The sequence below is a fragment of the Psychrobacter sp. CX14 genome (assembly GCF_057396205.2).
The window spans coordinates 425,071-437,988 of sequence record NZ_CM183187.1; the positions used below are offsets into that span (position 1 = coordinate 425,071).

Sequence of the window (12,918 nt, forward strand, 5' to 3'; positions counted from 1 at the left end):
GGTCCGATTTCAAAGCAAATAAAAATAATCGATAATTAACATAATTTTTCAAAGCCTGATGTAAATCGATTGCCAGATTTTCATAAAGACTATACACTTGTTTACTATCAGATATTACTGCTTATATAACCTCTATTGACAAGGACGTCACCATGCCATCATGTCGCACGGACAATACTCGTATTCTTAAATCACTTACCTCTAGTTCATTTTCAACACATTCATTGTCACCCGCTAAGCTATCTGCCGCCATCGTAGCCATTATGCTCACCTCAATGGGTAGCGCACAGGCCAGCGAATACAACAGTGTTACCTTCTTTGGTGATAGCTTAACCGACGGGGGCTATTTCAAGTCGATATCTGCTAAAGAGCAATCAGGTCAATTCACTACCAATCCAGACAACACTTGGGCAACCTCATTTGCCGCGCAGCTCGGTCATACAGCCGTTGCCGACAGTATCGACGGCACGACAGTTAATAATTCACCAGTGAATAACTATGCCATTGGCGGTGCAAGGTCAGGCATTAAGGTCGACAGAGGTGGTTTGTTAATTGCATCCGCTAGCGATCAAGTTGATAAGTATTTAGCAAATAATCGTATCGACTCTAAAGGGATTTATTCAGTTTGGATTGGCGCTAATGACTTATTATCTGTGGTCAGCGACCTGCCCAATGCCGATAATATTATTACTGCTGCTACCCAAAGTCAGATTGAAACCATTAGTAAGCTACAGGAAAATGGCGCTAACTATATTTTAGTTCCTAATATTCCCGATGTAGGGCTAACGCCTTATCTGGCATCAGCGGAGGAGTCGCTACAAGCATTTGGTACAGGGCTGTCGTCAAAATATAACGATGTACTATTTAAAGGTGCAGCAGCAACAGGCGCTAATATTATTCCACTAGATACCTTTAGCTTATTGCAGCAAGTGGCAGCAGACCCTGCTGCCTACGGCTATAGCAATATCAGCAAAGCCGCTTGTAACACCAGTAGCTCATTAGATTGTGGTCGTGATGATTTGGTTGAGCCGGGTGCCAATCAAACGTACTTTTTTGCAGACAGTATCCACCCAGCAGGCCGCGCGCATCAAATGATTGCCGATTATGCCAATGCAGTAGTCACTGCGCCAAGTGAAGTCAGCTTGCTGCCGCACATTGCCACCACATCGGCGTTGGCGACTAATGCCCGTTTGCAAACACATATTAATCAATATCAAAACGGCAATAATCAAAGTCTAAAACAGTCTGGCCCAGCACTTTGGGCGTCAGCCGATGTGAATTCAACCGATATTGCGCATCTCGATAGCAATGGTAATACGCAGTTATTAGTCGGTCTAGATATCGCTGATGACAGCTCAGAGAATGCAGTTTCTGGTATCTATGCCAATATCTCTCAAACTAAGTTAGATAGTGATATTCGCTCGGGACTAAGCAAAGTTGATCATGATGAGCTGGGTATTGGTTTTTATCACAGTAATCAGTTTGGCGGGGTTCAGGTCAATGGTGCAGTCGGCTATGGCAATATTGATATGGATGTTAGCCGCCGAGTTAGCCTTGATAATTACCGTCAGATCTTTAAATCTGATGTCAATGGCGACCGTTATTATGGTGCATTGCAAGCCGGCTATCCAATGCAAATGCCGGATGCTTTCCAGTTTAATCAAACTACGATAACGCCGTATCTAGGCGCAACGATTAACCGTATCAAACTTGGCAAGATGATAGAGCGTGAGCCAACCGGTGTTGCTATGGAGTTTGATAGACAAAAGTACACTACCACTTATGGTACATTTGGACTGAAAGCCAATAGCCGATTAAACAGTACCCTAAATGTGTTCGGTGATTTGCATTATCAAAAACAAATCGATGACAGCCGTGATGAAGTGACCGCGCGCCTTAATACGCTCTCTAATGTGCCTTTTACAACGCCGAAAGCAGATATTGATGATGACAGCTTTGGTGTGACATTAGGCTTATCGCGTCAATTTGGTGCTATTAATGCCAATGCAGGCGTATCACATGCTTCGGGTGATGATGACGAGAATACCAGTGTGTTTATTGGTATGAGTAGTGCATTTTAAATATCGGTATAAAAGCGTGTTATAGTCAAGATAGATGACAGGGGTGTCCGCTTGTATTCGAGAGGGAATGTCTTGATAATATCAATGATTACCCTGATATAACCCTAAATAAATTTTGATTTTATTAGACATTATCTACAATACTCTCAGTATTTAGATAATGTTTATCGCTTTTAGACAGGATAGCTTTTATGAGTAATGAGACACCAAGAATCGACCGTAAAGACATGCCATTACAAGGCGATGTGACTTGGAAACAAGACAGACATTTTGTCGGTACAGCGCCATCAGGCAAGACAGTCGATATTGATGCCAATAAAGAAGCAGGCGCAAGCCCAATGGAGCTGGTATTACTTGGGCTTGGCGGCTGTGCCAGTTATGATGTGGTCGGTATTTTAGAAAAAGGCCGTCAAGATGTTAAAGACGTGCGCTGTGAGTTATCAGCTGTGCGTGCCGATACCGTTCCTGCGGTTTTTACCGATATTCATCTGCATTTTGTGGTTACAGGCAATGAGGTCAAAGAAAAGCAGGTGGCGAAAGCGGTTGAGTTATCGGCTGACAAATATTGTTCTGCCAGTAAAATGTTAGCGGCCGGTGGCGTAAATATTACCCACAGCTATGAGGTGGTTGCAGGTTAGGTTATAACTAAACGTCAGCTACTACACTTGTACTATTAATATAACGGTCGCTAAATGGGTTTCAAGGAACGCGTATGAGTTGGTTTTTCTCTTTAATACCTGATTCGGCAAGCGTGGCGATTTGGGCCATGATTATTGCCAGTATATTGCCTTTTTTATTCGCTTTGATGGCGAAAATGATGGGCGGCTTTGGTATAGCTAACAATGCGCATCCTCGTGAGTCGCTTGCCAAACTCACTGGCCGTGCTGCCCGCGCCAATGCTGCTCAACAAAATAGCTTCGAGACGCTGCCCGTATTTTTGGCCTCAGTGGTGGTTGCTATGCTGTTTTTCGTACCCCAAGTAGTCGTTAACTATTTGGCAGTGATGTATATCTTACTGCGTGTAGGCTACGGCATCGCTTATATTATCAATCTGCCGACCCTGCGTTCTATTATCTGGGCATTGTCAGTGGTATGCTGTTTGATGTTGTTTTATTTGGCCATAAAAATGACGGTCTAAAATTGAGTCGATAGTCTAAATAGATATAATACAAAATTTATATACAAAAAAGGGGTAGCCATATTAATATTGCTACCCCTTTTTTGTATCCTAGCGATAGTCACAGTTGCGATTTAAGCTGCTCAATAATCGCTTGCTTATCTTTGACTCGTTTAATCAAATCCCACAACGCTTTGGCTTCAACATAACCTTTACTAAGCATGCCGAGCCACTGCTTATAACGACCGATTAATACCACATCATTTTTGGCCGCACCTTGCAAAAAGGCAATTTGGTGTGGAATGAGAGATTTCCAAGGCAGGTTAATATCTGCACTATCGACCTGTGCAATCAAATCAGGACGGGTAACCGCACCGCGTCCCAGCATTAAATGCGAGGTGTGAGATTGCTTCATACAGTTATGAGCGTGTTCAAAGTTCCAAATCTCGCCGTTAGCAATCACTGGAATTGGCAATTCTGTAAATCGAGCAATCTTATCCCAATAAGCAGGCGGTTTATAGCCTTGGGTCTTAGTGCGCGCATGAATGGTCAGCCAGTTAGCACCGCTATCCGCAATGGCACGTCTAATGTCATCCATATTGCTGGTATCGGTATAGCCCAAACGGATTTTGGCAGATACCGGAATATGACTGGGCACAGAGTCGCGCACTGCTGAGATAATATCTCGCATTAGCATTGGCTCATCTAGGAGTACGCTACCGCCGCGATGATTGTTAACTGTTTTGGCAGGGCAACCAAAGTTCAAGTCAATCGCTAGAGCACCAAGTTCACACGCCGCCAAGGCATTTTGCGCCATGAGCTCAGGTTCACTACCCAGTAGCTGTATATGAATAGGGGTGCCACTGGCCGTTTTGCTGTTATGTTTAAGCTCAGGCACAAAACGGTAAAACACATGATTGGGTAGTACATGCTGAGTGACACGAATAAACTCACTAACCGACCAATCATAAGGGCGACCCAAGTCACTTGCAATCTGAGTTAGTATTTGGCGCATTAAGGGGTCAGTAAGTCCCTCCATCGGGGCAAGCAGACGCACAGGCTTTGAGAAGAATTGGGTGGTAAATGACATAAAGCTCACGTATGCAGATTTAAATGAGGTAGTATAACAGCTTATATTTTTAGTCTCTTTTATTAGTCTCTTGGAATGAGAGACAATTAAGCGACTATTTTAATAAAGTAAAAAATTTAATAAAGTAATAAGAGAACGTTTAGTTTATTTTTTCCTAAAATAATTAGATAAAAACCAGAGTAGAAGAATTGATGAATAAAGAAACTATAACCTTTTGGGAAGACTATAAACAAAAAACTGGTCAATATGATATTAAAGCAACGGCTTGGCAGTTTGGGTTTGAGCCAGATGAGTTATTGTAATTAGTCATAGACGGTAAAAAGACAGCGACATGCTCTTGGTACAGATTATACGAAATAGAGGGAGAGCCCTTACCACAAGTCGGGTTGTACCAAATTATTTTAAACAGTGAGGACAGGCCAGTAGTTATCATTAAAACGACTCAAGTGATACTGCAACCTATGGATGAGGTGCCTATTGAGTTTGCATTATCCGAAGGTGAAGGTGATGGCACATTTAAATATTGGTGGGAGGGGCATTTAATGTTTTTTAATGAGCTAGCAAATGAGTTCGAAATCCCCTTTACGACTCAAGAGTTATTAGTATGCGAAACTTTCGAAGTCGTTAAAATAAACTCTAAATTTATCAATATGCCTGAAGGTATTAAGAACTCACCCTCTTAATCTTCTTTTAAGGTATTAAGTATATCTGAACTATCAGTATCATGACACTGACTGGCAGTTTGGTTTGATTTTTTTAGATAAATACCAGTCAGATAGTAACCTATATCATAAGCCGCCCAACGTGGTAGTTCCCTATTTTCATTGCCAAAAAACCAACTCACGTGGTCATAGGGTTGCTGCTGCCAAATTTGCTCAGCTTGCTTGATGAGTAATTGTCGTTGTTTAGCTGATAAGTGATTAACATACATTGGTTTATCATACCCCGTTTCTTCTTCAAAATGACATGCCAGTCCCTCGGTTAACATCGCCTCAAAGAGAGTTTGTCCATAGCCTACTGTGGCATGTCGGAAACAGTGATGGGTTTCATGGTATAAAGTCGCCATGTAGGCCTTATCAAAATGACGCTGTAAATATGAACTTGCAGTATCAAGTGTTATTTTTATTGTATTCTGGTTTGGCGAAAAGCCGCCAATACCCGTTTCAGGTATGACAAATTGTCCAGTTGTCACCTCGAGATTAATATCTAATGACCTCTTATTAAAATAGGTAGGGATAGAGCGTTCACATTGCTCAGTCAATGATACTATTTGGGGGATAAAGTCTTTTAGTTTCTGTGAATTGTCTGACATTACAAGTTGAATTGGCATTGCTATACAGCCCCCAATGTATTAAGGACACTCATTTAAATACCTTAAGATCCATAGATTACTTTTTTACCTGTTTTAAGACCGGATATTAAGTCTTTAATATTATGAATATCTAAGTTATCTTGCGCACGGGTACACGCCACATAGAGCAGACGCAGCTCTTCAGGGTTGATTTTTATGCCACTAGTAGTGACGTCATAATAAAAGTCATCATCAAGTTGCACGCGTCCCCATTCTAGGCCTTTGGCTTTGTGCGCGGTAGATATCACGTAGTCGGCATCTTTGACATCGGTTAAGCTATTGACCGCTTTACTTAATACATCAGTCCCATGGTCATCGACCAACTTCACTAAAGTTTTAAGGTCACTGCCCTCGGTGGTTTCAGCATAATCCTGCACATCACTCCAATGATAAAAGTAAGCCAGCTCTGGCACACCATACGCTGACTTACCGGCTTTAAGGCTTTCCGCCGCTTTACAGAATTTTAGCATGCGGTCGGAGTCTGCTTGCAAGGCAACCTTATGCCCGTTCTTTAGTCCTGCCAATAACTGTGCCATAGCCGCAGCATTGGTACGGCATAAGACAGCGTCTTTTTTACCATGAGTAGGAGTTTTATTGGTAGTGGAAGTCTTATGTGGACTACCTTTTAAAGGGACCTCTTCTTGCAGCGCTTTTAACAATAAATTGGCCACATCAGCAATGTCTTCACCAAATCGGAAAGACTGAGTGAGTAAGGTTTGTGGCAGCGGCAGTTTTTTCATTGCGTTGACCGCACCGCGCCATTCATAAATTTGCTGATGCGCATCACCGACATAAATGACTTGGCGTGGCTGTTGGGTCAAAATCCCCATCATTAATGGATCGGCATCTTGCGCCTCATCAAATAAGATAAAGTCTGCAGGAATGGCAGGTTTAGATAAGGCCCAGAGTTTTAGATAAATATCATGGCCAATGCCGGCAGGGTGACGTGCATCAATGGATTGAAGCCAGCGCTTTTCGACCGCAGGGTACAGCATCTCACGCAGCTGCTCGGCATCCGATTCGTTGATCCAACTTGGGAATTGTAGATGCCTTGGTGCTGGATAACTGGCGTGCGTACTACAAAAATAGCTCACCGCATCACTGACAAATCGTGCTTGGCGGGCAGGGGTTAGGCTAACGTAATTGGTTTTGCCGTCCATCTGGCGGCGTACTTGTACAGTTCGTAATCCTAAATCATCACCCAAACGTTTGGGTGAAAAGCGAGGTAACGATAGCTTGGCTGTAATATCACGCGGTACATGGCGATAGGCAAGTGAGTGAAAAGTTCGACAATCGACATGACCTGGGAACTTTTGTTTTGCCTCATTAGCGATGCCTTTGTTAAACGCTAAATAAAGACCACGTCCTCGCAGACGCTCACCAATAAGTTTTAGGGTAGTGGTTTTACCGGCACCGGCGTAAGCCACGACCTTAAAGGACTTGCCGTCCATAGCCATATTTAACGCCGCTAACTGCTCCTCAGTAGGGTCACTCATATAAGCGGGCATTTGAGGTGACGGCGCATTGGTTATGGACATGTTATTACCTGTATATTAATCAAAAAGTCGATATGGATTATAGGTAACCCATAGTCATTAAGCAAAAAAAGAGGAAGATATTAATAGATGGCGTCGACAATAAGATACGCATGAAACGCAGCGTATTTATCAATCGAATCAAATTAGATTATTAAAGCAGAATCAATAAAGTGGTTTAAATAAGGATTAAGGATAATAACTAGATGAGGGTTGAGGTAAGTTTATCAACCTACCTCACATGCGTTTTATTCTTCGTCAGTTACGGCCGCTTTCTTTTTCTCGCGGACCAGTAGGCGTGCCATTAATAAACCAAACTCGAATAATAATATCATCGGTAATGCCAACAAGAACATCGATGGCACGTCAGGCGGTGACATCACGCCGGCCGCGGCAAAACAGGCAACGATGACATAGCGGCGTTTATCTGCCAAGGTGGTCACCGATACGATACCAGTAATAACCAAAATCAATACCACGACCGGTATCTCAAAGGTAATACCAAACAACATCAACAGCTTAGTGACAAACGTTAGATAGCTCTCAATATCGGTCATCGGTACCACGCTTGATGGCGAGAAGGTAATCAAAAAGCTAAGCGCCCGTCTTAAAACGATGAAATAAGCAAAGGCCACACCGGTGTAAAATAAGACAATAGAGGATAATAAAATGGGCACCGCAATGCGTTTTTCATGTTTGTACAAGCCAGGTGCGATAAATGCCCAGATTTGATACAAAATAAACGGCATCGCAAAAAACGCAGAAGTCAGCAACGTTAAGCGAATTGGCGCCATAAAGTTAGCCACGGGATCGATTGCAATCATCGTTGATGCCGCAGGTAAAATCTCTACCAGTGGCTCTGAGACGATGTCATACAACTCACGCGAGAAGCCAACCAAGCCCAAGAAGATGACACCCACAATCACCATAATTTTAATCAGATGCGAGCGCAGTTCAACCAAATGCTCAGTAATCGGCATATCGGCTAAGCTGTTGGGCTCAGTATTGGGTAAATCATCGTTTAAATCTTCGGTGCTGTCTTTTGGCGCAAACCTTGGTTTTTTATTCTTAAGTAAACTCATGATTTCACCTCAGCCGCGCTGTCCGTGCTTAAGCTATTGGCATTTGATTCGGAGGATGTAGCTGCCTGCGAAGACTGTGTCACCATGTTATACAGCAATGGATTGGCTTTATAATTTGGTAGCAAGGGGGCAGGGGGTAATCGTCTCGCTCTGTCATAATCACCCAACAAAAACCACATATTCTCCCAAGGACGCGTCATCGGCTGAGCAGCAGCTTGAGTGGTTTTATTATTTGAATCTTTGCGCTCTGAGCTATCATTGTTTAATACATCAGACTCTAAGCCTTCCTCTACAGTCGGTGCAGGCTGAGTGCTGTCTGGATTATTACCATAGCTATAATCTGTGGTAACAGCAGTGGGTGCGGCCATATTTGGATTGGCTTGATCGACAGGATGCACCCAGTCTTTCTTATCTTTTGGTGCAGCACTGGTGCCGGCGGCAACTGCACCACCTTGAGCGGCTCTAAGCTGAGAGTTTTGCTGTGCTTCAAATTCTTTCATATTGCCACGCAGCTCAGCCATTTCTCGTTGCATCTCTGCTTCAGCTTGTTTAATTTTAGCCAGCTCCTCTTGCATCCTTTGACGTGTTTCAGCCAAATCAAGCTCAGCTTCCATTTCTGCCTTTAAAGTACCCACGGTACGGCGAAATTTAGCATAATAAGTACCCACGGTACGCACCGCTTGGGGTAACTTCTCTGGGCCGAGCACAATGAGTGCAATGATGCCAAACACCATTAGCTCATAAAAACTAAAATCAAACATAACCGCTTATCGTCCTATCACTGCTCTACAAGGTACTTACTTTATAAGGTACAAGGGATAAGTGACTACGCTTGATGGTCATCAGTTTTGACTTTGATGTCATCAACTTTAACGCCAGCGTCTACTTTATTATTAGCATTGGTATCATGGTCGATAACGTTATGCTTCTTAGCATGCGCTTCTTCTTCATCTTTCACCGCATCTTTAAAGCCTTTAACCGCGCCGCCTAAATCTTTACCGGCATTTTTCAGTTTTGCTGTACCAAAAATAAGGATGGCAATACCAAGGATAATCAACAACTGCATGGGAGATAGGCTCATAATCTTGTCCTTTAATGTAACTTATTTATTGTCAATAACTGACTACATGGGTTGGATTAGCCGCTTATTGAGTACGGCTGTTTTTTTCTTCAATACCAGATAAACCAAAGCGTCGGGCAAGCTCTGCCAAGACACGATCGGACCCGATATTAAACCACGCTAATGTGACCACGGTGTGAAACCAAACATCGGCAATTTCATATACCAAATCATCGACCAAGGATTTTGATTCTTCTGTATCAGAGTTTTCAGGCGTAGCAGCCAGGTCTTTGGCGGCAATAATGGTTTCAACCGCCTCTTCGCCGACTTTCTCTAATATTTTATTGATACCTTTGGCGTATAAGCTTGCCACATAAGAGCTGCCGGAATCGGCCTGTTTACGTGCCTCTAATACGGCATCTAACTGGCTTAGCACATCGGCTGCATTAATATCCGCACGCGTATTGTCATCAGCCTTTATTATATCACTGGGTGCATGACTGTCTGTAGCACCATAAATATCTTTTGGATCTTTAAGAATAGGCGCGTCATTTTGCCATTTTGGCGTATCACCGCTTAAATCAAGCTTACGATAAAAACAAGAGCGACGTCCGGTATGACACGCAATATCGCCAATTTGTGTGATTGTCAGCACCACCACATCGGCATCACAATCAAGATGAATGTCATGAACGATTTGCGTATGCCCCGAGGTCTCTCCCTTATGCCACAGCTTGCTGCGAGAGCGAGAGAAGTAGACCGCTGTTTTGGTTTCAGCGGTCAGCTGTAAGGCCTCACGGTTCATCCATGCCATCATTAATATCTCACCTGACTCTTTATCTTGAGCAATCGCAGGCAGCAGGCCATCTGAATTAAATGTCACCTCATCTAACCATGAGCGTGTCTGGGTATCGTTGGCATTTAGAGCGGAATCGGACATAAAAAAACCTAATCAATATCAATAAATAAAATAATGCGGCCGCTTATAGTAAATAGCTAACCAATTGTTTGTATAAAGCGAATGATATGACTCATAGTATATAGGTTTATAAGCGTGTCATCACCACATTCTAATGACTGATTTTTGACAATAAGCTCATTTTTAATAACGAATGAATAGACGGGTGTGGTGATAAATAGAAGATGCTAAGTAATAGGAAAATAGTGAACAGACAATAGGTAAAATCATCGATTTAAAGATAAGGCTTGATAAATCGTCAGTTGGACCTCGATTTTTCGCTATTTTGGCTAAATGTGGTTGGTTAAACACACACTATCTGATAGAATACGCAATTCCCACCTCAAGGCAGTGATATTACTGGCTTTATATTGACGAACTTTTTATTAAGTTTACGACGTATAAAGGAGACTAATATACTGACGAACAGGTTTTCCCTTGGCTGTTAAGCTGAGTGTTCTCTATTTAGACACACTAAAGCTGACAACAAAGAATAAGAGGTTCTTATGAAGAAAGTTAAAATGAAAACAAAACGTGGTGCTGCTAAGCGTTTCAAAAAAACTGCTAACGGCTTCAAGCGCAAACAAGCGTTCAAACGTCACATTCTGACCAAAAAGTCTCCTAAACGTATTCGCCAATTACGTGGTACGAAACTGGTGCATGTTGCTGATGTAGCTGCGGTTCGCCGTATGTGCCCTTATTTATAAACCCACTTAATTTTTATTGTTCTTATATTATTTAACTTAATTGAAAGTATAAGTTCAGGCAAATCAATTTATTAGGAGTATCTTATGGCCCGTGTAAAACGTGGTGTTCAAGCAAACCGTCGTCACAAAAAAATCTTAAAGCGCGCTAAAGGTTATTACGGCGCTCGTTCACGAGTTTATCGTGTAGCTGTCCAAGCTGTAACTAAAGCTGGTCAATACGCATATCGTGACCGTCGCAACAAAAAACGTACTTTCCGTCGTCTTTGGATTGCTCGTATCAACGCCGGTGCACGTTTAAATGGTTTAAGCTATAGCCGTTTCATCAATGGTCTGAAAAAAGCAAACATCGAAATCGATCGCCGTGTACTAGCTGATATCGCTATGCATGACGCTGCTGCATTCACAGCATTGACTGAAAAAGCAAAAGCTGCTTTGGCTTAATTAGCATTCATTAAGTAGTCATTATCGTAATAAAAGAAGCCATCGCATATCGATGGCTTTTTTTGTTTAATTTGCTTACAATTACTGGCAAATAGCTCACTCTATGGCCGACTAAAATCATTGCTATTTCTGTATATTCATATCAGCACTTATTAATATGAATAAAGACAGAGCGTGATTCTAATAACAATAAAGTCGTCATAATCGCATCTTATATTTGATGCTAAGCCATTACTTTGATCTAATTAACCCCTCAATTTAAGGCGCCTTATCCTTATATAGAGAAGGACAAGGCTGCCCACAGCTAACAAACTCTGAGAATGCTTACATGACTCAATCTGACAGCACATCGAATACTCAAAATGATACTAACACTGAGCCAAAACGTGGCTTAGCTGACCTTATAGCCAGCCTTCCAAATTTATCTGAAACGCTAAGCGAGTTAAATGAAGGGCAGTTGCAGACATATGCTGATGCTGCAAAAGTGGCCGTTAGCGAGATTGCAAGCAGTGCCGATTTGCAGCAGATGCGTGTGAATTTAACCGGTAAGAAAAGCGCATTAACTGGTTGGTCAAAGCAGATGGGCAAACTTGATGCTGATAGCAAAAAGACCATGGGTGGCTGGCTACATCAAGTGCGTACTCAGATTAATGATGCGCTAAACAATCAGCAGCAAGCGCTCGAAGCTGCGGCACTTGAAGCTAAATTAGCAGCAGAGCGTATCGATATCACTTTACCGGCACGTGGTCAGCAAAAAGGTCAACTACACCCAGTGACTATGACCGCTCAACGTATGCAGCAGTTCTTTATGCAAGCTGGCTTTAATGTGGCGACTGGCCCTGAAGTTGAAAGCGATTATTATAACTTTGAAGCGCTGAATATCCCGTCGCATCATCCTGCGCGTGCTATGCATGACACCTTCTATTTTGATGCACATTATTTACTGCGTACTCATACCAGTCCAGTGCAAGTGCGCACCATGGAAGCGGGCGCGCCGCCGATTCGTATTATCTGTCCAGGACGCGTGTACCGTAACGATTCAGATCAAACCCACTCGCCTATGTTCCATCAATTGGAGGGGCTAATGGTTACTGAACGCACCACATTTGCGGAGCTTAAAGGCTTAATCAATGAGTTCTTGCAAGCCTTCTTTGGCAAAGAGCTGACCGTTCGTTTCCGTCCGTCATTCTTCCCATTCACAGAACCGTCAGCAGAAGTTGATATCTTAGCCGATAACGGTAAGTGGCTTGAGGTGATGGGCTGCGGCATGGTACATCCTAAAGTATTAACCAATTGCGGTATTGATTCTGAGAAATATACAGGATTTGCTTTTGGTATGGGTATCGAGCGTTTCGCCATGCTTTATTACGGCATTGACGACTTACGCTTATTCTTCCAAAACGATGTGCGTTTTTTACGTCAGTTTGGTTAAGCCAAGTGCTGATAAATCCAGATAGATTTGCGGTATTACGCAAAGTCTCTGGTAAATATCCGAT

At 42.7% G+C, this 12,918-nt stretch carries 14 protein-coding genes; 7 read left to right on the plus strand and 7 right to left on the minus strand.

The window, feature by feature from the left end:
- Positions 1-152: 152 nt before the first annotated feature.
- From AC2SLO_RS01800 to AC2SLO_RS01810, 3 genes are all read left to right on the plus strand, one after another.
- Entirely contained in the window at positions 153-2,081 is a 1,929-nt protein-coding gene (locus AC2SLO_RS01800; RefSeq protein WP_486542565.1) for an autotransporter domain-containing protein, read from the plus strand.
- Between the two features lie 227 nt (positions 2,082-2,308).
- A complete protein-coding gene (locus tag AC2SLO_RS01805) occupies positions 2,309-2,719 on the plus strand; it encodes an OsmC family protein (RefSeq protein ID WP_486542667.1) in 411 nt (136 codons plus the stop codon).
- A gap of 74 nt (positions 2,720-2,793) precedes the next feature.
- Positions 2,794-3,219: an MAPEG family protein gene (locus AC2SLO_RS01810; RefSeq protein WP_486542563.1), complete on the plus strand. Its 426-nt coding sequence runs from the start codon at positions 2,794-2,796 to the stop codon at positions 3,217-3,219.
- 100 nt (positions 3,220-3,319) lie between these two features.
- Here the strand turns inward: AC2SLO_RS01810 and AC2SLO_RS01815 are convergent, their stop codons facing one another.
- Entirely contained in the window at positions 3,320-4,288 is a 969-nt protein-coding gene (locus tag AC2SLO_RS01815) for a tRNA dihydrouridine synthase (RefSeq protein ID WP_486542561.1), read from the minus strand.
- Positions 4,289-4,596: 308 nt separating this feature from the next.
- Between AC2SLO_RS01815 and AC2SLO_RS01820 the strand changes: the two genes are divergently transcribed.
- On the plus strand, positions 4,597-4,971 hold the full coding sequence (locus tag AC2SLO_RS01820; protein ID WP_486542665.1) for an ASCH domain-containing protein: 375 nt from the start codon (positions 4,597-4,599) through the stop codon (positions 4,969-4,971).
- Here AC2SLO_RS01820 and AC2SLO_RS01825 read toward each other — a convergent pair.
- The 6 genes from AC2SLO_RS01825 to hisIE all read right to left on the minus strand — a co-directional run bounded on the left by AC2SLO_RS01825 (position 4,968) and on the right by hisIE (position 10,256).
- Entirely contained in the window at positions 4,968-5,618 is a 651-nt protein-coding gene (locus tag AC2SLO_RS01825; RefSeq protein WP_486542559.1) for a DUF2268 domain-containing putative Zn-dependent protease, read from the minus strand. The two genes, AC2SLO_RS01820 and AC2SLO_RS01825, sit on opposite strands and share 4 nt — an antisense overlap.
- Positions 5,619-5,662: 44 nt before the next feature.
- Positions 5,663-7,177, minus strand: coding sequence for a UvrD-helicase domain-containing protein (locus AC2SLO_RS01830; protein WP_486542557.1), 1,515 nt, complete (start codon positions 7,175-7,177; stop codon positions 5,663-5,665).
- A 245-nt stretch (positions 7,178-7,422) separates the two neighbouring features.
- Positions 7,423-8,256 carry a twin-arginine translocase subunit TatC gene (gene tatC, locus AC2SLO_RS01835; RefSeq protein ID WP_486542555.1) on the minus strand — a complete coding sequence of 278 codons (834 nt, stop codon included), beginning with the start codon at positions 8,254-8,256 and terminating at the stop codon, positions 7,423-7,425.
- Entirely contained in the window at positions 8,253-9,017 is a 765-nt protein-coding gene (tatB, locus tag AC2SLO_RS01840; RefSeq protein ID WP_486542553.1) for a Sec-independent protein translocase protein TatB, read from the minus strand. The genes tatC and tatB overlap by 4 nt, the downstream gene beginning before the upstream one ends.
- Before the next feature lie 65 nt (positions 9,018-9,082).
- Positions 9,083-9,337: a twin-arginine translocase TatA/TatE family subunit gene (gene tatA / locus AC2SLO_RS01845; protein WP_486542551.1), complete on the minus strand. Its 255-nt coding sequence runs from the start codon at positions 9,335-9,337 to the stop codon at positions 9,083-9,085.
- 64 nt (positions 9,338-9,401) lie between these two features.
- Positions 9,402-10,256 (minus strand): bifunctional phosphoribosyl-AMP cyclohydrolase/phosphoribosyl-ATP diphosphatase HisIE, encoded by an 855-nt coding sequence (hisIE, locus tag AC2SLO_RS01850; RefSeq protein WP_486542549.1) that lies wholly within the window; start codon positions 10,254-10,256, stop codon positions 9,402-9,404.
- 524 nt (positions 10,257-10,780) lie between these two features.
- On the opposite strand from hisIE, the gene rpmI reads away from it, so the two are divergent.
- From rpmI to pheS, 3 genes are all read left to right on the plus strand, one after another.
- The gene (gene rpmI / locus AC2SLO_RS01855) at positions 10,781-10,981 is read left to right on the plus strand and encodes a 50S ribosomal protein L35 (protein WP_486542547.1); all 201 of its coding nucleotides are present in this window, start codon (positions 10,781-10,783) and stop codon (positions 10,979-10,981) included.
- Between the two features lie 84 nt (positions 10,982-11,065).
- Positions 11,066-11,422 (plus strand): 50S ribosomal protein L20, encoded by a 357-nt coding sequence (gene rplT / locus AC2SLO_RS01860; protein ID WP_007394884.1) that lies wholly within the window; start codon positions 11,066-11,068, stop codon positions 11,420-11,422.
- A 328-nt stretch (positions 11,423-11,750) separates the two neighbouring features.
- The gene (gene pheS / locus AC2SLO_RS01865) at positions 11,751-12,854 is read left to right on the plus strand and encodes a phenylalanine--tRNA ligase subunit alpha (protein ID WP_486542545.1); all 1,104 of its coding nucleotides are present in this window, start codon (positions 11,751-11,753) and stop codon (positions 12,852-12,854) included.
- Positions 12,855-12,918: the final 64 nt, after the last annotated feature.